General features: G+C 66.1%; 23 protein-coding genes. 11 read left to right on the plus strand and 12 right to left on the minus strand.

Annotation, left to right across the window (positions count from 1 at the left end; genetic code table 11):
- Positions 1-83: 83 nt before the first annotated feature.
- From NMP98_RS02655 to NMP98_RS02670, 4 genes are all read left to right on the plus strand, one after another.
- Positions 84-272, plus strand: coding sequence for a 30S ribosomal protein S17e (locus NMP98_RS02655; RefSeq protein ID WP_156710463.1), 189 nt, complete (start codon positions 84-86; stop codon positions 270-272).
- Between the two features lie 115 nt (positions 273-387).
- Entirely contained in the window at positions 388-1,422 is a 1,035-nt protein-coding gene (gene asd, locus NMP98_RS02660; RefSeq protein ID WP_254860021.1) for an aspartate-semialdehyde dehydrogenase, read from the plus strand.
- A 162-nt stretch (positions 1,423-1,584) separates the two neighbouring features.
- The gene (locus NMP98_RS02665) at positions 1,585-2,076 is read left to right on the plus strand and encodes a hypothetical protein (RefSeq protein ID WP_254860022.1); all 492 of its coding nucleotides are present in this window, start codon (positions 1,585-1,587) and stop codon (positions 2,074-2,076) included.
- Positions 2,077-2,123: 47 nt separating this feature from the next.
- On the plus strand, positions 2,124-2,498 hold the full coding sequence (locus NMP98_RS02670; protein ID WP_254860023.1) for a VOC family protein: 375 nt from the start codon (positions 2,124-2,126) through the stop codon (positions 2,496-2,498).
- On the opposite strand, the gene NMP98_RS02675 is transcribed toward NMP98_RS02670, so the two are convergent.
- The 3 genes from NMP98_RS02675 to NMP98_RS02685 are packed head-to-tail and all read right to left on the minus strand — an operon-like array spanning position 2,495 to position 4,252.
- A complete protein-coding gene (locus NMP98_RS02675; protein WP_254860024.1) occupies positions 2,495-2,866 on the minus strand; it encodes a universal stress protein in 372 nt (123 codons plus the stop codon). The two genes, NMP98_RS02670 and NMP98_RS02675, sit on opposite strands and share 4 nt — an antisense overlap.
- A gap of 26 nt (positions 2,867-2,892) precedes the next feature.
- A complete protein-coding gene (locus tag NMP98_RS02680) occupies positions 2,893-3,837 on the minus strand; it encodes a D-2-hydroxyacid dehydrogenase (RefSeq protein WP_254860025.1) in 945 nt (314 codons plus the stop codon).
- 40 nt (positions 3,838-3,877) lie between these two features.
- Positions 3,878-4,252 carry a universal stress protein gene (locus NMP98_RS02685; protein ID WP_254860026.1) on the minus strand — a complete coding sequence of 125 codons (375 nt, stop codon included), beginning with the start codon at positions 4,250-4,252 and terminating at the stop codon, positions 3,878-3,880.
- An 85-nt stretch (positions 4,253-4,337) separates the two neighbouring features.
- On the opposite strand from NMP98_RS02685, the gene NMP98_RS02690 reads away from it, so the two are divergent.
- Positions 4,338-5,585, plus strand: coding sequence for an MFS transporter (locus NMP98_RS02690; RefSeq protein WP_254860027.1), 1,248 nt, complete (start codon positions 4,338-4,340; stop codon positions 5,583-5,585).
- A 6-nt stretch (positions 5,586-5,591) separates the two neighbouring features.
- Here the strand turns inward: NMP98_RS02690 and NMP98_RS02695 are convergent, their stop codons facing one another.
- A complete protein-coding gene (locus tag NMP98_RS02695; protein WP_254860028.1) occupies positions 5,592-6,380 on the minus strand; it encodes an enoyl-CoA hydratase/isomerase family protein in 789 nt (262 codons plus the stop codon).
- Positions 6,381-6,405: 25 nt separating this feature from the next.
- A complete protein-coding gene (gene hisD / locus NMP98_RS02700) occupies positions 6,406-7,686 on the minus strand; it encodes a histidinol dehydrogenase (RefSeq protein WP_254860029.1) in 1,281 nt (426 codons plus the stop codon).
- Between the two features lie 97 nt (positions 7,687-7,783).
- Here hisD and NMP98_RS02705 point away from each other — a divergent pair, with 97 nt between their 5' ends.
- Positions 7,784-8,068 (plus strand): DUF7967 family protein, encoded by a 285-nt coding sequence (locus NMP98_RS02705; RefSeq protein WP_254860030.1) that lies wholly within the window; start codon positions 7,784-7,786, stop codon positions 8,066-8,068.
- A 54-nt stretch (positions 8,069-8,122) separates the two neighbouring features.
- Positions 8,123-8,797 (plus strand): metal-dependent transcriptional regulator, encoded by a 675-nt coding sequence (locus NMP98_RS02710; RefSeq protein ID WP_254860031.1) that lies wholly within the window; start codon positions 8,123-8,125, stop codon positions 8,795-8,797.
- Between the two features lie 3 nt (positions 8,798-8,800).
- On the opposite strand, the gene NMP98_RS02715 is transcribed toward NMP98_RS02710, so the two are convergent.
- The 3 genes from NMP98_RS02715 to NMP98_RS02725 are packed head-to-tail and all read right to left on the minus strand — an operon-like array spanning position 8,801 to position 10,016.
- Complete coding sequence (locus NMP98_RS02715; protein WP_254860032.1) at positions 8,801-9,439, minus strand: ArsR/SmtB family transcription factor; 639 nt, start codon at positions 9,437-9,439, stop codon at positions 8,801-8,803.
- A gap of 56 nt (positions 9,440-9,495) precedes the next feature.
- Complete coding sequence (locus tag NMP98_RS02720) at positions 9,496-9,708, minus strand: hypothetical protein (RefSeq protein WP_156710440.1); 213 nt, start codon at positions 9,706-9,708, stop codon at positions 9,496-9,498.
- Positions 9,709-9,761: 53 nt separating this feature from the next.
- Positions 9,762-10,016, minus strand: a complete 255-nt coding sequence (locus NMP98_RS02725) for an MTH865 family protein (protein WP_254860033.1) — start codon at positions 10,014-10,016, stop codon at positions 9,762-9,764.
- Positions 10,017-10,166: 150 nt separating this feature from the next.
- Between NMP98_RS02725 and NMP98_RS02730 the strand changes: the two genes are divergently transcribed.
- From NMP98_RS02730 to NMP98_RS02740, 3 genes are read left to right on the plus strand one after another with little or no spacing between them, the layout of a single operon-like run.
- Complete coding sequence (locus tag NMP98_RS02730; RefSeq protein WP_254860034.1) at positions 10,167-10,829, plus strand: hypothetical protein; 663 nt, start codon at positions 10,167-10,169, stop codon at positions 10,827-10,829.
- Positions 10,826-11,455 carry a DUF2238 domain-containing protein gene (locus NMP98_RS02735; RefSeq protein WP_254860035.1) on the plus strand — a complete coding sequence of 210 codons (630 nt, stop codon included), beginning with the start codon at positions 10,826-10,828 and terminating at the stop codon, positions 11,453-11,455. The genes NMP98_RS02730 and NMP98_RS02735 overlap by 4 nt, the downstream gene beginning before the upstream one ends.
- A gap of 48 nt (positions 11,456-11,503) precedes the next feature.
- Positions 11,504-11,989 (plus strand): DUF2062 domain-containing protein, encoded by a 486-nt coding sequence (locus NMP98_RS02740; RefSeq protein ID WP_254860036.1) that lies wholly within the window; start codon positions 11,504-11,506, stop codon positions 11,987-11,989.
- 3 nt (positions 11,990-11,992) lie between these two features.
- Here the strand turns inward: NMP98_RS02740 and NMP98_RS02745 are convergent, their stop codons facing one another.
- From NMP98_RS02745 to NMP98_RS02755, 3 genes are all read right to left on the minus strand, one after another.
- Positions 11,993-13,690, minus strand: coding sequence for a YcaO-like family protein (locus tag NMP98_RS02745; protein ID WP_254860037.1), 1,698 nt, complete (start codon positions 13,688-13,690; stop codon positions 11,993-11,995).
- Positions 13,691-13,821: 131 nt separating this feature from the next.
- Complete coding sequence (gene tbsP / locus NMP98_RS02750; RefSeq protein ID WP_254860038.1) at positions 13,822-14,631, minus strand: transcriptional regulator TbsP; 810 nt, start codon at positions 14,629-14,631, stop codon at positions 13,822-13,824.
- A 130-nt stretch (positions 14,632-14,761) separates the two neighbouring features.
- A complete protein-coding gene (locus NMP98_RS02755) occupies positions 14,762-16,711 on the minus strand; it encodes a CHAT domain-containing protein (RefSeq protein ID WP_254860039.1) in 1,950 nt (649 codons plus the stop codon).
- A 153-nt stretch (positions 16,712-16,864) separates the two neighbouring features.
- Between NMP98_RS02755 and glyA the strand changes: the two genes are divergently transcribed.
- On the plus strand, positions 16,865-18,112 hold the full coding sequence (gene glyA / locus NMP98_RS02760; protein WP_254860040.1) for a serine hydroxymethyltransferase: 1,248 nt from the start codon (positions 16,865-16,867) through the stop codon (positions 18,110-18,112).
- 6 nt (positions 18,113-18,118) lie between these two features.
- Here the strand turns inward: glyA and NMP98_RS02765 are convergent, their stop codons facing one another.
- Entirely contained in the window at positions 18,119-20,056 is a 1,938-nt protein-coding gene (locus tag NMP98_RS02765) for a pentapeptide repeat-containing protein (RefSeq protein WP_254860041.1), read from the minus strand.
- Positions 20,057-20,089: the final 33 nt, after the last annotated feature.

The following is a 20,089-nucleotide window of genomic DNA, read 5'->3' on the forward strand; positions in this document are numbered from 1 at the left end:
GATACACACGTGGTTCGGCCCCGCACGGTCTGGCGGCCCTTTCGAACCTTTTTTGAATCACAGTACAGTAGAGGACTCTACCAATGGCCATCAAGCCCGCCTACGTCAAGAAGACCGCAACGCTGCTCATGGAACGATACCCGAAAGCCTTCGGTGCCGACTTCGAGCACAACAAGGAACTGGTAGAGGAGCTGACCAACATCGAATCGAAGGGCGTCCGGAACCGAGTCGCCGGGTACGTCACCCGCAAGCAGCGCGCGACGCCGGCGTAGAACGGGCTTTCGTTTCTCTCACTTTCGAACGGACAGCGGCGGTACCGGCAGGAATCGCCGGACAGTTCCTGCGTCTTTCACAACCGTTTTTGGTGGGGTCGTCATACGTCCACCAATGTCTACCCGTGTAGGTGTCCTCGGCGCGACCGGCGCCGTCGGACAGCGACTCATCCAACTGCTTGCACCACACCCGGAGTTCGAAATCGCCGCACTCACCGCCTCGGAGGATTCGGCCGGTCGAACCTACCGCGACGCCGCCAAGTGGCGCGTCGGAACGCCGATTCCCGAATCCGTCGCCGACATCACCGTCGTCGAAACAGAGCCCGACGCGGTTCCCAACGACGTCGATCTGCTGTTCTCCTCGCTACCCTCCAGCGTCGGCGCGGCGGTCGAACCCGCCTTCGTCGAGGAGGGCTACGTCGTCTCCTCGAACTCCTCGAACGGCCGAATGGACGAGGACATCCCGCTGACCATCCCCGAGGTCAACGCCGACCATCTCAGCCTCATCGAAGTCCAGCGCGACGAGCGCGGCTGGGACGGCGCCCTCGTCAAGAACCCCAACTGCTCGACGATTACGTTCGTGCCGACGCTCGCCGCCCTCGACGAGTTCGGCGTCGAGCGCGTCCACGTCGCCACGCTGCAGGCCGTCTCCGGCGCCGGCTACTCCGGCGTCACCTCGATGGAAATCATTGACAATGCCCTGCCGCACATCGGCGGCGAGGCCGAGAAGATGGAGACCGAATCCCGCAAACTGCTCGGGGACTTCGACGGCGCCGAACTCCGGATGCACGACGCCGAGGTGTCGGCGTCCTGCAACCGCATCCCGACGCTCGACGGCCACCTCGAGAACGTCTGGGCCGACCTCTCCGAGGCCCCGACCGTCGAGGAAATCGCCGAGGCGATGACCGACTACCCGAGCGCCGACCTCCACTCCTCGCCCGAACAGCTCATCGAGGTGTTCGAAGACCCCGAACGACCCCAGCCCCGAATGGACCGCATGCTCGGCGACGGCATGTCCGTCGCCGCCGGCGGCATCGAGTCGACGCCACGCGGTGTTCAGTACAACTGTCTCGCCCACAACACCATCCGCGGTGCGGCCGGTGCGTCGGTCCTCAACGGCGAACTGCTGCTCGAAGAGGGCTACCTATAGACTCCCTCGAGTTTATATACAAAGACGGTACCACGGGCCGTATGCGCTGACGAACGGCCGTGGTCCGCCGTGGCGGGAGCGTGGCACGCGGGCTACGGACTGGAGTGTGCCGCCTGTTCGCCCAACCGAAACCGACGTATAGCGGCGCGTCCACGGGCCGGTATGCGCGAACACCTCCTCGGTCGGACGCCACGACTTACCGGCTACTTCTGTGGCATCGCGGTCGGGTTGGCGCTGCTCGTCGCGGGGCTGGAGGCGGCCCGAACCGTCTTCGGAAGCGAGTTCTCCGCGACGGTTTTTACAGTGTACGCCGCCGTCGGCGTCCTCGGCGGGCTCTTGCTTTCGTTCGTCGCCGGCTACCTCAACGGGAGCGTCCTCGCCAGTTGGACCGCGGGGACGGTCCCGCTCGCCGGCCGCGTCGGCCCCGTCCTCGTCGAAGGGTCGCTCCGCGAGGTCGGACTCTCGGCACTCGGGGCCGTCGGCGGAGGCGTTCTGCTCGGTAGCGTCGGCTTCGCCGTCGCCGTCGAAAAGCATCGCCGCGACGCGAAGACGGCCGACCTCCCCGACCCGCCCTCGCGGGCCGACTTACTCGGCCTCCTCGTCGTCTCCGCCGTCGTCGGGCTGTCGATGCTCGGCGTCGCGGCCGTCCTCTAAGCGGTCGACATCGTCGATGTTATGGCTCCCCGGCGCGCCGCTATCGTATGGTCATCCTGCACACCTGTCTGAACGTTTCGGATGTCGAGCAGTCCATCGAGTGGTACACCGAGAACCTCGACTTCGAGGAATCGTGGGGCTTCGAGACGCCCGACGGCGAGACCGTCAACCGCTACGTCGCCGACGACAACGGCGTCGAACTCCAGCTCTCCGATACCGAGGGACAAACTCCCAGCGAAGAGGGCGAGATCTGGGACCATCTCGCGGTGAAAGTCGACGACGTGGATGCGGCCTTCGAGGAGATTGACGACAACGGCGTCATCAAAGAGCCGGGCGACCAGCCCGCCGCTGGCGCCCGGACGGCGTTCGTCCGCGACCCTGACGGCCACGCCATCGAACTCATCGAACCGCTGGAAGATTAGGATGTTCGTGCCGGGAGCACGAACACAGGTTTGTCGACTTTGTTGAGGACCGTCCGTGTCGTCGACCCGATAGTCGAGATGCCGCCGCTTCTCGCCGGCCCGACGATGATTTCGTCGATGTCGTTGTCGCGGACGAAGTTGACGATTTCTTGTCCCGGGATGCCCTTCTGTCGGAACGTCCGAACCTCGGCCAGTTCGGTCAACTCCACCTGTGCCACGTCGAGTGCGGCCTCGCGGTCGTCGGCCTCCTCGGGCACGTCGACGGTGAGAACGTATACTTCGTCGTTGGATTCCAACTTCTCCGTGAGGTACTCGCAGGCAGCCTCCGTCGTCGGTGCGGACGCCGTCGCAACGAGGTACCGTGTCATCGTCGGAGACGTTAGACGACCCGTCGCTAATGGTTTTCGGCTGTGCCGACCTGATTGCGGAGCGGCCGGTCGTCGGCCAAGCGCCGCACGTTGTCCGCGACGATGTCGGCCAGTCGGTCGTAGTACTTCGGCGTCGCCCCGGCGGTGTGTGGCGTTATCAACACGTCGTCGAAGTTCCACAGGGGATGGTCGTCGGGGAGCGGCTCAGGGTCGGTGACGTCGAGTGCGGCGCCGCCGATACGGCCGCGACGGACCGAACGGACGAGGGCGTCGGTGTCTATGACCGCCCCGCGGGCGACGTTGACCAGCACCGACTCCGGCGACAGCGTGGTCAACTCGGCTGACCCGATTAGCCCCCGTGTCGACTCCGTAAGCGGACAGCACAACACGAGGTAATCGGTTCGGGCCAGCGCCTCGTGGAGGTTGTCGGGGCCGAACACCTCGTCGGTCGGACCACCGTTTTCGGGCGTTTGCCGGACGCCGAGGGTTGTCACGCCGAAGGAATCGAGGCGCTCGGCGACCGCGGCGCCGATAGCGCCCAGTCCGACGATGGTCACGGTCGCCCCGGCTAGTTCACCCGGGTCGAGGGCCTGCCACGTGTCGCTGCGTGCGGCCTCGTGGAGGCGTCGCGAGAAGGTGAGTATCGCCCCGAGGACGTGTTCGGCGGCGTTCGGCGCGTGGACACCGGTGGCGTTCGTCACCGTGATGCCGGCGTCGCCGAAGGCGTCCATCGGGAGGTGACCGTAGCCCGCGTAGGTGCAGGCGAACAGCCGCAGGTTCGACGCATCGTCGATTGCTTCGGCGTCGATTCGCGGCCCGGTCACCACGTCGGCCGACGCGAGCAGTCGGCGCTCTTCGGCCGGCGTTGCAGCGAACCGAACCCGGTGGTCGTCGAGTCGCTCCCGGAGTCGTTCGGCGTAGGACGCCGCCGACAGTCGGTGGACTCCTTCCCGGAGGACGAGTATCTCCATGCTGGCTTGTTCGTCGGCACACCTAATCAACGCCGGCGTCTCAGATGGACAGCGGAACGACGACGACCGGAACGTCGGCACCTTCGATGATTCGCCGTGCGGTGCTGCCCAACTCCGGGCCGGATTCGGGGTCACCGGCGTGGGGTCCGATGACGATGACGTCGACGGCAGCGTTGTTCGCCGCCGAGAGGATGCCCGAAGCGGGGTCGCCGTCGGTCAGGAACTGCTCGGTGGCGACCTCCGCGCGTCCGGCCAACCGAGCGGTCACGACGTTGAGGGCGTCTTCGGCGTCGCGCCCGTCGGTTCCGGGCACCGAGACGACGCTGACGAAGTCGTCGTCTTCGAGTCGGGGGTCGAGGTAATCACAGGCGGCCGCCGTCGTGTGTACGGAATCGGTTGCGACCAGATAGCGCATACGACGGCTTCGACGGCGGTGCCCTCGAAGCTTCGGGTCGGCGCGAATCGCGTCGCTTACCAACTACCCAATCCTCGCTCCCGACATGACGAGTCGTCGGCAGTGGGCGGCGCTGAGCCTCGCCACCTTCGCGCGGTTTGCGGGCGCCATCCTCATGGGAACGGCCCTGGCGGTGGTCGTCGAGGCACGCGCCTCCGCCTTCGCCGCCGGCGTCGTCGGCACGGCCTACTACGCCGGGCTGATGCTGTTTTCGCCGTTCTGGGGTGCCCTCGCCGACATCACCGGAAAGCGCCGACTCGTTCTCCTCGTCACCGGTATCGGTGGCGTCCTCGCCGTTCTCCCGTTGGTCGTCGCCGACACCGTCGCGGTCGCGGTCGGCTCACGAGGCGTCTACGCCGCCTTCCTCGCCGGCTTCGCGCCGGTTGCACTCGCCATCGCTAGCCACCACGGCGGCACGACGGGGCGGGGCCGCTCTATCGGCATCTTCAACAGCGCCCGCTCCGGCGGGTTCGCGCTCGGCTACGTCGTCTCCGGTGCCCTGTTGGAGTACGTCACGCCCGTCGACATCTACTGGGCCATCGCCGCGGTGACGTTCCTCTCGACGGTCGCGGTACTCGCCGTTTCGGACCCGACACCGACGCCGGAGCGGCAACCGACCGCGAAAGAAGTCGTCGCCGAGACGCGCCGCCGACTGTTCCCCGCACCGGACGAACGGGGCCACCTCACGACGAACGGGCTGTTGTGGCTCTACGCGGCGGTGGCGCTCCGAAACCTCGCCGTCCTCGGAATCATGGCAATCGTCGCGCCGTATCTCATCACCGTCGTCGGCGTCACGCAGGTCCTGATGGGCGTGTTACTCGCGTTCAATCACGGCTCGCAAGTGCTGTTCATGTATGCCCTCGGCGTCGTCGCCGACAATGTCGGCCGGAAACCGCTGGTCGTCGTCGGGATGGGCGGCAGTTCGGTCTTCGCGCTGATGGCCGCCGGGCTGACGGCCGTCCCGGCCGGTGTTCTCCGCCTCGCCTTCGGCGTCGCCACCTTCGTCGTCTTGGGCGCGTCGTTTTCGGCGATGACCATCGGCGGACTGGCGTTCATCAGCGACGTGGCGCCGGCGACCCGCGAATCGGAGCTGATGGGGATACGGGAGACAGCGAAGGGACTCGGCGGCGTCTTCGGTCCCGCACTCGTCGGTGGCGTCGCGACGCTGTACAGCTACGAGTTGGCGTTCGTCGCGGCGAGTCTCGTCGGCTTCCTCGCGACCGCGCTCGTGGCCTGGGGGCTGGTCGAAACCTACGATGCCGAGCGTCGGGCGGTCGTCGTCGTCGATGACTGAGACGCCTTACTCCCCGGTGAAATCCGGTTCCTCGTCGCTGTTGAAGGCGGCGTGGCCACGCGAGAAGTCCTCGCTGTCGGTCAGTCCGGCGATGGTGTCGCCCTCCTCGGCGAGCTGTTCGTTCAGCGAGTTGTCGAAGCTCTTCCGGAGCAGTCCCTTCGTCGCCGCGTAGCTCTTCGTCGGCCCGGCGGCGAGCCGTTCGGCCTCCTCGGTGAGGCGCGCTTCGAACTCGTCGTCGCCGACGACTTCCGTCGCGAGACCGATGTCGACGGCCTCCTCGGCGCCGATTGGCTCGTCCCGGAACGCGATTTCCTGTGCGGTTCGCATCCCGACGAGTCGCGGCAACAGGTACGTCGACCCGCCGTCACCCGAAAGCGCGATTCGGGGGTAGGCGAACTCCAGTCGCGCGGATTCGGCGATGAGCACGATGTCACCACAGATGGCCGGGCCGAGGCCGCCGCCGGCGGTGACGCCGTTGATTCCGGTGACGACCGGCTTCGGCGCCCGAATCAGTTGGGCGACGAACTCGTGAAGCAGGTTCGTCAGTCGTCGCAGGGTGGGTTCGTCGGTCTCGTCGCCCGACAGCATCGTGAGGTCTGCACCGGTGTTGAAGACGGGGCCGTTGCCGGTGAGTGTGATACACCGCACCGAATCGTCGCTGACGAGGTCGTGGGCCGCCGCCGCGAGTTCCTCGCCCATCGTCTCGTTCAGGGAGTTGTGTGCGTCCGGGCGGTCGAAGGCGACGCGACCGACCGACCCGTCGCGAGTCACCTCGATTGTGTCGTACTGTGACATACAACTGTCGACGGCGCGGTCCCTCTTAATTCTCGGTACCGTCGAAGCGTCGGTCGACGCTCTCAGCGTGGGCCTCCAGCCCCTCCGCGCGGGCGAGCGTCGTCACCGTCTCGCGGATGTCCGCGAGCGCGCCGTCGTCGAGTTTCTGGACTGTCGTCGAGCGGAGGAAGTGGTCCACGGAGAGGCCACCGGCGACTTTCGCCAGCCCGCCGGTCGGGAGGACGTGGTTCGGGCCGGAGGCGTAGTCGCCGGCGGCGACCGGCGAGGCGGCGCCCAGAAAGACGCTGCCGGCGGAGTCGATGCGGTCCAATATCGCCTCGTCGTCGGTGGTCTGAATCGAGAGGTGTTCTGCGGCGTACTCCTCGGCGAATAGCACGGCCTCGGGCATCGACCGGGCCAAGAGAACGCCCGAGGCGTCGTTGTCCAGCGCCGCCTCGATGACCTCCCGGCGCTCCCGGTCTGCGGCCTGTTCCGTGCAGGCCTCGGCGACTGCCTCGGCGGTCGCCTCGTCGTCGGTCACACAGACCACCGAGGCGTTCTCGTCGTGTTCGGCCTGTGCGACCATGTCCGCGGCGACGAGTTCGGGGTCGGCGGTGTCGTCGGCGACGACCAACACCTCGGAGGGACCGGCGAGGAAGTCGATTTCTACGTCGCCGCGCACCTCGGCTTTCGCTGCAGTCACCCACCTGTTGCCCGGCCCGACGATTTTCTCGACGGCTGACACCGTCTCGGTGCCGTAGGCAAGCGCCGCGATGGCCTGTGCGCCACCGGCCTGATACACCGCATCGGCGTCGGCGACGTGTATCGCCGCAAGCGTCGCGGGGTTCAACTCCTCGGCCGGCGGCGTCGCGACCGCGACGTGGTCGACCCCTGCGACCGTCGCCGGAATGACGCCCATCAGGACACTGGAGGGGTACGCCGCCGTGCCCCCCGGCGCGTACACACCGACGCGCTCTATGGGTCGGTAGCGTCGGCCCAACTCACGGCCCTCGAAGTCCTCCCGCCAGTCGTCGGGGACCTGTCGCTCGTGGAAGGCGCGGATGTTCTCGGCGGCCGCTTCGATTGCTTCACGGACCGCGTCGTCGACTTCCTCGTAGGCGCGTTCGGCCTCGTCGGTAATGTCGATGTTCCCGATTTCGACGCCGTCGAACTCGCTTGCGTACGACCGCAGCGCAACGTCGCCCTCCGTCCGAACCCGGTCGACGATATCCCGGGCCGCCTCGCGGGCGTCGGCGACGCCGGCGTCCCGCTCGAACAGCGCCGCACGCTCCGCCGGCGAGAGGTCGGCGACCTTCCTGACGTTCATACCTTCCGTTCGGCGGTCGGGCCGGAAAGCGGTTTCCATCGTCACAGTTGGTGTACGCCAACGACGGCCTCATTCGTCCGCGGTTCCTAGTTCAAGTATGGCCGAAACAGCGACGGAAACCGTCCGGGTCTGGCTCGTCGAGCGAACGTACGGGGACGACGAACTGAATCTCGTCATCCTCACGTATGCGACCCCCGAGGGCGAGCGATACCTGCGGAAAGAGCGCGCGTTGACGAGTTTCACCGGCGCGAAACGCGAGACGACCGCCGCCATCGACGCCGACCCCGCGAACCTCGGGGAGACGCCCCCGGAGGACCGCGAGTACTTCGCCGACGCGGCGAGTCGAACTGCCGAGAAGTACGACCCCGAAGAGACGCTGTAACGTCGTCCATTCGGACGAAAAACACTATCCCTCCCGGTCGCCAAGACTCGGACGATGCTGAGCGCCGTCATGGAGGATTACATCAAGGCGATATACACCATCGGCAACGACACTGACGAGCGCGTCAGCACGTCGGAACTCGCCGACTACCTCGACGTCACGTCGCCGACCGTCTCCAGTATGGTGAAGAAACTGGAGGAGCGCGGGCTCGTCGACCGCGAGGAGTACCGCGGCGTCACGCTCACCGAGGAGGGCGAGGTCGTTGCCCTCGAAATCCTCCGTCACCACCGGCTTCTGGAGTCCTTCCTGACGGAACACCTCGACTACGACTGGGCCGACGTCCACGAGGAGGCCGACCGCCTCGAACACCACGTCTCCGACGAGTTGACCGAACGAATCGCCGAGGCGCTGGACAATCCCGGCGTCGACCCCCACGGCGACCCGATACCCGACGCCGACCTCCGGTTGCCCGAAGTCGACGAGCAGACGCGGCGTCTCTCCTCGTCGACGGAGGGCGACCACGTCGTCGTCCGGCGTATCCGCCATCAGGGCGACGAGGAGTTGCGCTATCTCTCCGATGCCGGTATCGAACCCGGCGTCGAACTCGAAATCGTCGAAATCGCACCGTTCGGACTCGTCACGGTGCGGACACCCGAGGGCCGACAGAGCCTCCCCGAGGAAATCGCCCGACTCATCGAAACGGTGTCAGTCACCGAGGCCGAGGCCTGACGGTCAGGCCGACGCGGTCTTTCGGGCCCGGTACTCGCGGAGTCCCCACACCAAGCCGATGGCGGCGACGACGACACAGCCACCGAGGAAGAAGGCCAAAAGCGGGTCGACGGCGGTGACGCTGGACGCGGCTGTGTCGGCCGCCGACTGTGATTCGGCCATCATACCCACGTCGTCGCTACGTGGCTGTGGGACCGGTTCGGGGCGAAGCCATTCCGACACCGCCGCGAACACCAGCGTCGAGAGACTGACGACGAAGAACAGTCCGAACAGTCGCTGGAGGGTGTCTCTGAGCCGCGAACTGTCGTTGTCACGGCCCGCAAAGAGGACGACGGCTTCGCTCGCCGGCCCGTAGACGGTCATCTCGTTGCCTTTCTCGGAGTAGCCCATCCCCGCCGGTTCGATGAGGCCGGCCTCCTCAAGTCGGTCGAGGTGGTAGTGGACGTTTTGCAGCGACGTGCCGACGCTTTCGCGGACTTCAGTCGGCGTTCGTGGCTCGTCGTAAATCGTGGCCAGCACCTCCCGGGCGGTCTCCGACCCCAGCGCGTCGAACGCCGCGTCGGCGCCTTCGCCGTCGATGTCGAGCACCTTCGGTTCGTCGGGCGACGGTGACACCTCCAATCGACTCGGCAACAGACTCATTGGCGGGTCGTACTCGAGATGCGGAAATACCCCTTCCGGTAACTCAAACCGCCATTTCACTCTTCGAGCGGGCGGATTCCCGACACCGCAAGCACCGACCGAAGCGTCAGAAAGACGATAAGGGCGCCGCCGGCGAGCATGGTCGGCGCCGACAACAGCCGTGCGGTGTCGTCGGCGAGGACGAGTCGCGATGTCCCCATGAGAATGAAACTCGCGATGACCAACCCGAAGGCGAGAAGCGAGAGTCGGACGAACGTGTTCTGTCGCATTAGCAGTCGCTACCGACTCGGACGTGCGCAAATAAAAAGGGTGTTGTCGGCGTTTACAGGTGACCTTCTTCTTCGAGGCCTTCCATGATGTCGTCGACGAGGTCCTCAACGTCCTCGTACGGGAAGTCCTGGCTGCCACCGCCTTTCGTGTTGAGCTCCATGGCGGTCATGGAGAAGTCGCCGGATTCGAACGTCGTGCCGGGGCCCTGCGGCAGGGCTGGCACGAGGTCCATCGGGCTGTTGACGGGGTAGTCGGCACCTTCGAACGCGTCGATGAACTGCTGACGGAGGTCGTCTTTGTCGACCATTGCGTACGCTCATCAAACGCACATCCAATTGAATGTTGTGCTACGCATCGCCGTGTGCTTATATACCACCCCTTTTGAGGGTCGAAACCGAACCCCGTTCGGACGACGCCGGCGCGTGTTTTATCCGTACACGACGCTTCCGGATGACCGATGTCAGACCGCGAGGGGAGAACGGAGTCGGTGACGCGGGAGGAACTCGAAGACGTCCTCTCGCGACTGTTCCGCAGCGGCCGGACCAACGCCCTGCTGTCGTGGCTGCTCGTGGCCGTCCTCGTGGTCGTATTCGTCGAGAGCCTCCTCGAATTCGACTGGTTGTGGATAGCGTTCGTCGCGGCGACGGGTGCAGTTGTGCTCGTGCCACCGGTCGCCCATCGGGAGTTCCAGGTGATGCTTCCGTGGGAACTGCTCGTCCTCGCACTGTTGCCGATTCTGGTGCGCGGATTCGTCGGCGGCGAACTCGGGACGTTCTCGTTTTATCTCGCCATCGCAGCCCTCGCGCTCATCATCGCCGTGGAGATACACATGTTCACCGCCCTCCGAATGACACACTGGTTTGCCATCACGTTCGTCGTCATGACGACGATGGCCGCCGAGGCGTCGTGGACGGTGCTGCGGTGGAACGCCGACCGACACCTCGGTACCGAGTTTCTGGGCGGCGCCAGCCTCGGTCAGGACGCCGCCAACGCCGCGTTGATGACAGAATGGGCCTACGTCACGCTGGCCGGCTTCGCCGCCGGCGTCCTCTTCGATGCGTACTTCCGACGCCGCGGCCGCCGACTCAGACAGCGCATCCGGACGGTGATTCGCGGATGAGTTTCCTCCCCCGGCCATCGCACCGAAACCAGCGCCGACTCACCCGCGGCATGCAACTCCTGTTGGTCGGTATCGTCGCTTTCGGGCTTCTGTTCGGCCAGCCCAAGGCGATAACCAACGGCACCATCGCACTCGTCATCACCTTCGTCCCGGCGCTGCTCAGGCGGAACTACGACCTGCCGTTGGACCCGTGGCTCGCGCTCTGGATTACGCTGGCCGTCTTCCTGCACACGCTGGGGTCGGCTGGCCTCTACAGTCAACTCGACTGGTGGGACAGCATCACCCACGCGATGTCGGCATCGCTCGTCGCCGGCGTCGGCTACACGTTCGCCCGCGCTGTCGACCTCCACAACGACGACATCTACATTCCACGGCGTTTCTTCTTCGTCTACTTGCTCGTCGTCGTGTTGGCCTTCGGCGTCGTCTGGGAACTCTTCGAGTTCGGCCTCGACGTGGCGGCGACCGCGACCGGACTCGACATGCCGGTGTCCCAGCACGGACTCGACGACACCGTCCGGGACCTGATGTTCAACTCCCTCGGTGCAATTCTCGTGGCCGTCTTCGGACAGGCGCACCTCTCCGGCGTCGCGGAACTCCTTCGTGAACGGGTACTTCTCGGACCGTGATGCGGCGCCGCCCGGAGCGTTGATACCCGTGGAAAGCGACTGACTACCATGCCTCGGCGACGCCTGACGGCGTACCGCGACCGGGTCAGAGCGGAGTTAGAGCGTGCGTTCTCCGAGGAGCTTCCACCCCACGACGTGGCGACGAGCTTTTCGGTCGGCGTGTTCGTCTCCGCACTTCCGAACCTCGGCGTCGCCTTGCTGTTGTTCGTCGCACTCGCCTACGCGTTCGAACGGGTCAGCAAACTCGCACTGTTCGCCTCCGTCGTCGTGATGAATCCGCCGGTGAAGTGGGCCATCTACGCCGCGAGTTTCTGGCTCGGCTCACAAATCCTTGGACCGGTTGAGGGTGCCTCAATCTCGGCGTTGTCGCTTTCTCTTGGGCCGGACGTGCTGGTACGACTCCTCGTCGGGAACGTCATCATCGCGGTCGTCGTCGCCGTCGTCGGCTACGGCCTCGCGCTTCGGCTCACTCGGGAACTCCGACGCCGGGATATCGATGTTGTCGACCACATCGTCGAGCCGTTCTCAGAGTGAGCGTTACGGGAACGGATGGTGGTCTCGGTCCGGTCGGGGCTGGAATCCGAGGGACTCGGGCACCGATTCGGCGCGTTCGCCGAAGTAGGGGTCGTTCGTGAAAAGCGGCTGAGCCTCGGGAACGACCACGCGGACGGCCTCGAACCCGAGCGTCGCCACGTCCCGCGGGGTCACCCGGGCACCGTAGGCGTCGAGTCCCGACTCGGTGACGCGTTCGATTAACGCATCGAGTTCGGCTTCCCCGTCGGGTACCGTCTCCGGGCCGACGCTCGCCGCCGGTATCGTCGTCTCCGGGTCGACGAACTCCCGTGCCGTCGCCGGGAAATCGGCGTAGTGGCCGATTGCTCCCGATTCCTCGGCGGCACGGTCGGGGCCCATCCGACGCAGTTCGAGCCAGTTCTGGATGGCTTCCTCTAGGGCGTCCCGCGCGGCCGCTTCCGGGTTGAAGTCGGCGGACATCCCCGCCGCGAACCGCGGCCACTCTCCCTCGCGGTGGACGCAACTCGCGACGACCGGCACGTCCACGTCCTGTGTCAACAACAGCGCCGTCGCGGTCAGTTCCTCACTCCGTGCGCGTGCGGCGAGGGTCTCGAACCCCTCGTCGTCGACCGCCAACCCGAGTGGCTCGAACGTCGAGTACCACGACAGCATCGCGGCGTCCCGCTCTATCACTTCGTACAGTCCGGACAACAGCGCCTCGACGCTGCCGTTGCCCAACCCGAGGCCGGTCGTAATCGCGGGGCGAATCCGACGCTCCGGTGGCGGGAACACGACTAACTCCGCCGGCAGTTCGACGGCGTCGCCGGTTTCGAGATTCCTCGCCGGATGCCACCGCTGGACCGAGTCGGTGTCGGCGGCGTCGTCAGGTGCGACGAACCGAGTGCAGTCGATTGGGTTCGTCGGGTCGCGCTCGAACGCCGATTCCCGATACACGGCGGCGCTGTAGCGCTCTAAGGCCTCGCCGAGCGCCTTCATGAACGCCGGGTCCCAGTCCAATCCGACGCCAGCGGCGTGTTCGGGCACGTCGGCGTCGGAAAACGGCGTCCCGTTGAGCGTCGACAGGTAATACGGAACCGGGAACGACTCGATTTCGCCGACGCTCGCGATTGGGCCGACGCGTTCGTCGAAGGCCACCTCAGCCATCGTGAGCGCCTCCTCCAGCGGCCGTGAGTCGTGATTCCGGCGGAGGCGTCGGTCTTCGGAGCCGGCACAGTCACAGTACGGTAGCGGCAGAACGCGACGTTGGCTGTGTGGTATCTCGATGACGCCCCCGATGACAGCCGACTGCCCGCCGGCGACGAGCGTCGTCAACTCCCGTCCCGCGAGCGCGCCCGCAAACCGTGCCGTTCCGGCGTCGTAGGCCCCGTCGTCGATGTCTGGGTCGGCCGCAGCGACGCGTCCTCGGAGACAGTCGTGACACGCCGTTCCGGGAGCGAACCCCGAGACGGCGGCGTCGACGCCCTCGACGGTCTGACCGCCGACGCCGCCCAGTTCGACGGCGAGAAGCGCGGTGTCCGTCCGTCGGGCTGCTGCCGTTGCAGCGGCGAAGCCATCGTCGCCGACCGAACCGATGGCCGCGGCGACATCGGCCGCACCGAGGCTGTCGGCATCGACGGCGACGGCGTCGGTATCCGTGTCCGAAAGTGCCGAGCGAATCGCTTCGACAGCCGGTCCCCCACCGAGTAAGCCGACCTTCGTCACGCCGACGACACCGCCGTTCGGGAGCCGACTGCGGACGGCCGTTCGCGATTGAGTTCCATGACCGCCTCTACCGGTCGGCGGTCGATAAACGTGGGGGGCAACGGAGGGAAAAAGGCGGACCGTTGGGCGCTTCAGGCGGCGAGCATCGACTGCGCGACGCTGGCGAGTTGGCCGGTGTCGGCTTCCCGCAGACGGTCGTCGCCCAGTTTCAGACGGAGGCGCGGACGGCCCACGTCGATGGGCACTTTCTCGGTATCGATGAGTCCCATCTCTTCCATCCGGGTTTTCGTCCGCGAGAAGGTTGCTTTCGAGGCGATGCCGACGTCCTCGCCCCACTTCGAGATGTCGTAGAGGAGGTCCTCGTTCTTCGCCGCGACGAGCAGCGAGATGGTCACCTCGTCGAGGCCATCGCCGCCACCTCGGGCCGTCTCCAGCGACTGGAGGACGCCGTCGAAGTCGTCGGCGGTCGGTTCGCCGAGTTCGGTTGTCAGCGTCTCGCGAACCCGAGAGATGGCGGGCGTTCGGAGGTTAAACGGCTCGGCGCTCTCCCAGTCGGTCGTGAACTGCTCGTAGGCGCTCTCGATGAACGCTTCGTCGTCGGTCGCCAAGCCGGCGACTCGGTCGCCAGCGTTGACGATGGCGACGACGGAGGAGTCGGTGACGAGAAGCGTGTTGGTCCCACCCTCGTGGGTTCGAACACTGAGTTGTTCGGCCTCGATGTGGTCGGCCGCGCGACTCGCGACGATGAAGTCGTCCATCACCGATTTCAGCTCGCTCTCCGCCGCGAGCAACCGTACCGTCGGTGCCTCCTCGTCGAGTACCTCGACGAGTTCCTCGATGACGTTTGCGGAGGGGTTGACGACGAACAGTTCTTCGTCGGCGGCGCTGAGCGCCTCGTTGAGAACGTCGGCAACGGTCCGCTCGACAAGGTTTGATTGCATTATCGTATGTAAAAGTATGACTTCGAACGTATTTAATATTAGCGGGATTATCGCTGGAAAACTCTTCGCAAAGACATAAATAGCCGTACCTATACGGACTTCGTTATTTATGCAATAGCCCGACGCGCATTTAACCGTGTTGTCTCGCCGCCCCCAATCGCTCGACCAGTTCGGCCGTCCACACGAGATCATCGTCGTATCGCACCGGCCCCGAGTGTCGCGACAGCAGTTCGCGGAGGTCCTCGCAGTCGAGGGTCGCAGTCGCCGCCGTTCCCGTAAGTCGCTCCTCGCCGTCGAACGGTTCGACGTACCGCCTGCCGGCCGAATCCGGTGCAGTCACGTCGTATCTGACGGTGAACCCCTCATCGTCGGTCTGTACGTCGAGGGTCATCGGTTGTCCCGTCGGGTGGCGGAGTCGGTGGGTGCCGTCACCGACGACGACGTAATCACGCCCGACGATGATTTCGCGCCGCGCCATCGATAGCGCCCGGTCGAAGGAGTAACCGGCGGCGAGCACCCCAGCGAACGTCGTCCCGAGTCGCACCGCCTGTTCGTCAAGCACCGCCGTCAGCGTCGTTGCCCCGACGGTTGCGCCCTGTCTGACGAGGTCGTACCCTTCGTAGTAGGAGCCACAGGCGTTGAGGAAGAACGCCGCTGCCCCGCATTCATCAAGGTCGGCCGCGGCAAGCGTGCCGTCCGAACACACCAGTCCGTCGGTTTCGACGTGGCCGATGAAGTGGACGAGGTCGGTCGGTTCTTCGAACACCGACGCCAATTCCCGACTGCGGAGCCCTTCGTGGACTCGAACCGACACGTCGTGGCCCGCGAGCAGACGTCGATACACCGCAGCCACTTCCCGTTCCGACGCCATGTCCGCGTCGTTGCACACCACGTCGACCGTCAGCCCCGCCGTCGGCGGCCGCCGTTCGAACGGTGCTCCGAGGAGGGTGTAGGCGTCGACGGGCGTTCCGTCGGCGAGCCACGCGTGGAAACGACTTTCCGAGAGCGCCGGGTCGACGGCCTCGACGTTCGGGGACTCACCGCGGTAGAACTCGTCGAGACTCCGCTTCAACAGCGCCTTCGGGTCGAGCGACGACGACTCCGCGAGGTGGACGAGACTCAATCGGTCGAGCACGTACGGAAGATACCGGCCGTTTTCGACGGCGTCGTCGACGTACGTCGACAGCGGCCACTGCGGCAGCGTCGGCGAGGGCGCTTCGAGTGCGGCCTGTAACCGCGCCGTCGGCGGTTCCGACCGTAACGTCTCCGCGTCGTAGCCGTCCACGGACATCGCCCCCGACTCACCGGGGACCGAACGCAGTCTGCTATCGAGCGTACAGAGCCGTCGGAGCCACTCCGCGACGGTGTCGGCGAACGCGGGCAGCGATTCAAAGGTCCGCCACAGTTCGGAACTTTCGATGCGTGGCGGCCCGTCGGCCACGTTCAACTCGGCTCCGAGGTAGTACGTCAGCGGTGCCGCGACAAGGACGGCCCTCGTCGCCGGCGGGACGGTTACCACCGTCGGCGGCGAGCGGTCACGAAGCCCCGCCGGTATCGACTGCTCGCCGAAGGTCACGCGGGGCGTCCGGGGCCGAAAGCCCGGATGCGAACGGGCCGGGCCAGTCGTTCGATGCGTCCCGCCGGCGGCCGTGACTGCGGTCGCCAGTCCCGCCGGCGTCTTCGGCACGGTCACCGTGGGACGCGGTGCCGGAGTCTCCCGGAACCCGATGGCGACCGCCGTTCGCTTCGGAAATTCGACCTCGAAGCCGCCGCTGGCCTCCGTTACGGTCGCCGGACCGTCGAAGGCGAGGTGGCATTCCAGCGGCGCGGCCACTCGGAGGTGGTGTCGGTCGGCCGGAAGCGCGCCGGGTTCGAGCGGTCGGCCGTCCGACGAGGCGACGATGGCGGCCGCTTCCGCGGGCAAATCGAGCTTGGTGGTGGTGCCGACGACGATGGCGTCGATGGCGGCGGAAAGCGACGGCGGGGCGCCGCCGAGTCGCCATTGCTCGACGCCGATTCGCACCGACTCGTCGTCGCCGAATCCGCAGACATAGTCCTCAGCCGCGGCCCACTCGACCATCTATCGTCCTGTTGGTTCCCTGTTGTATAATACTACTCCCAGCATCGAACGGTCGTTCCGAACCGGCGATGGGTGAGCCTTCGGAGGCGTCGACACCGGACGTGCTTGCCAAGAACGGGTAGCTTCTTGTTCCGGCGTTCCCGACCTGCTGGTATGAGCTACGAGCAGGTTCGGGAGTCCGACCCCGCGGTCGCCGACGCCCTCGACGGCGAACGCGACAGACAGGAGCACACCTTGGCGATGATTGCCTCCGAGAACCACGTCTCGAAGGCGGTTCTCGAAGCCCAGAGTTCGGAGCTGACGAACAAGTACGCCGAGGGCTACCCCGGCGAGCGTTACTACGCCGGCTGTGAGTACGCCGACACCGTCGAGGAACTCGCAATCGAGCGCGCCCAAGAGTTGTGGGGCGCCGAACACGTCAACGTCCAGCCTCACTCGGGCACGCAGGCGAACATGGGCGTCTACCTCGCCATGCTCGACCCCGGCGACAAAATCCTCTCGCTGGAACTCGAACACGGCGGCCACCTCAGCCACGGCCACCCCGCCAACTTCACCGGCAAGACCTACGAGGTCGAACAGTACGAGGTCGACGCCGAGACGGGCTACATCGACTACGAGGCACTCGATTCGCTGGCCGAGGAGTTCGACCCCGACATCATCGTCTCGGGCTACTCCGCCTACCCCCGCGAAGTCGACTTCCAGCGCGTGCAGGACACTGCCGACTCCGTCGACGCCTATCACCTCGCGGACATCGCCCACATCACCGGCCTCGTTGCCGCGGGCGTCCACGAATCGCCCGTCGGCGTCGCCGACTTCGTCACCGGGTCGACCCACAAGACCATCCGCGCCGGTCGCGGCGGCATCATCATGTGCGACCAGGAGTACGCCGACGACATCGACGCGGCTGTCTTCCCCGGCGCACAGGGAGGCCCCCTCATGCACAACATCGCCGGCAAGGCCGTCGGATTCAACGAAGCCCTCCAGCCCGAATTCGAGCAGTACGCCCAGCAGGTCGTCGACAACGCCAAGGCACTCGGCCAGCGCCTCCAGGAACACGGCTTCAAACTCGTCTCCGAGGGCACCGACACCCACCTCGTCCTCGTGGACCTGCGTGAGTCCCACCCCGACACCCCCGGCGGCGTCGCAGAGGAGGCTCTCGAGGAAGTCGGCATCGTCCTCAACAAGAACACCGTCCCCGGCGAGACGCGAAGCGCGTTCAACCCCTCGGGCATCCGCGCAGGCACGCCCGCGCTCACCACGCGTGGCTTCGACGAGGAAGCCTGCGAGCAGGTCGCCGACATCATCGCCCGCATCGTCGACGCGCCGAACGACGAGGACGTGAAGGCCGAGGCGGCCGAGGAGGTCCAAGACCTCTGTGAAGCGTTCCCCCTGTATCAGTAGCGCCGCTCAGCGGTGGACACGCCGCGTCAGCGCAAAGACGAACAGCGCGATGAAGAACGCGCCAACGAACCCCTCGCTGGCGGTTACGGCCCGAAGCCAAAACGACGTAGCGGCCGGCGGCGGCCCGACGACGAACGTGATGAAACTCTGGGCGCTGAACACGAAGTATTCGACCGGTGAGGGGTTCGGAACGTCGAACGACGGGCGAATGAGCTGCCAGTAAACGAGGCCGTAGAATCCGATGACACCGACCGACGAGACGATGACTCGCCAGGGTCGTTCGCCGTAGCCGGTCGCGACCGACAGCACCGCGTTTCGGAGCCACTCCGTCGTTTTCAGGGCACGCGCCGGTCCCGACAGGTCGCCGTCCAACGCGAGTTTGGCGTGATTCCGACGGCGATTGCGCATCTGTCGCTCGAAGAACCGCCCCGCAGCGGTGCTGTTGCCGCTTTCGTCGGCGCCGTTTTTCGCCTTCCGATATGTGGATTCGAGCGCCCCGGGGTCGTGTGAACCGGGCGCGTCCGGGTCGGCTGCTGCGGCGTCTACGGGGCCCTCGTAATCGGCCGCGGCCTCCAAAGCGGACACGACGCCGGCGTCCGTGACATCGACGTCCAAGACCTCCCGTGCGTGGCCGGCGTCGACGGTTCGGGGCGGGTCGCCATCGAGTCGTTCGTACAGCGTACCGAGCGCCGCCAACAGTCCAGTCGTCTGTGAGACCCGTTCGGCGCCGCCTTCGAGTTCGTGGAGCACGTACTGGGCGGCCTCCAGCCCCAGCGTCGCCTGTCCGAAATCGAATCCCTCGAACTCGGTTCCGTGGATATGGAGTCGGCTGACGAGGGGTCCGGACGCTTCGAGTGAGAGGTCCCCGACCGTCGCCTCGGCCAAATCGTAGACGACGCGACCGGCGTCGGTGAGCCATCCCCCCTCGACGACGGCGTCCCGGAGTGACAGACAACCCTCACACCCGGTGGCCGGACGGGCACGAAGGGACTGGACGGACGCGTCGGCGAGCGACAGCGCTCGGAATGCCGTTCCCTCAAGCCCCAGCGTTTCGAACGCGGCGCCCTCGAACGTCGCGACGCCGAGGTCGGCGTCGGCGAACCGACACCGGTCGATTTCCACGTCCGGGAAGTGCGCCGTCCGGAACGTCGCATCGGTGAAGTCGGCGTGCCAGCCGGTGGTCCCTTCGAAGGTCGCGATACCGAGGTCCGCTCCGTCGAAGTGGTACTCGGTCCCCCGGACCCACTCGAAGTCGACCGACTCGAATTGGGTGTCGTCGAAGTAACCACCGCGGAGAATCGCCCCGAAGAACGTCGCCGTTCGGAACGTCGCACCGATAGTTCCGAACTCCTCGGTCTCGACGTACTGGAAGTCCGCCGACTCGAACGTTGCGTCGGGGAAGTCGGCGAACTCCATGGTCGCATACCGGAACGTCGCCGCCTCGACGGTCGCATCGTCGAACTCCAAGTGTTCGATTCTGGCGCGGTCGAAGGAGACCGACCCGAAGGTTGCTCGGGCGGCCGAGAGCCGCTGGACAGTCGATTCATCGCCGGTCAGGCTGTCGACTTCCGCGCCGTCGAGACGGAATGGCTGTTCGAGCGACGCTCGGCGACAGTCCAGCGACTCGACGACCGCTCCCCGGAGGTCGACAGGGTAGTTGTCACCACCGTCGACGACCTCGTTCGAGAGGTCGAGGCGCTCGATGGTGGCTCCGAGGAACTGTTTGTGGCGCTTTTGAGCCGCCGGGTCATCGGCCGTCTCCGCGCGCTGGAGAGCGTCGAAGAACACCGCCCGAGCGTCGATATCTTCAGAGGCAGGCAGGTGAAACGGACATCGGTCGTGACCCTCGGCGGCCGGATGGGGACACTCCCAGACGGACCCGTCGTCGGTGTGTTCGGTCGTCCGGTAGTCGCAGGTCTCGCCCTCATCGCCCGGCGTCGACATACTCCGGGCGACGACAGCCTGACAGTTAATTGT

The organism is Natronomonas gomsonensis (genome assembly GCF_024300825.1).
In the GTDB taxonomy this organism is placed as follows: Archaea; Halobacteriota; Halobacteria; order Halobacteriales; family Haloarculaceae; genus Natronomonas; species Natronomonas gomsonensis.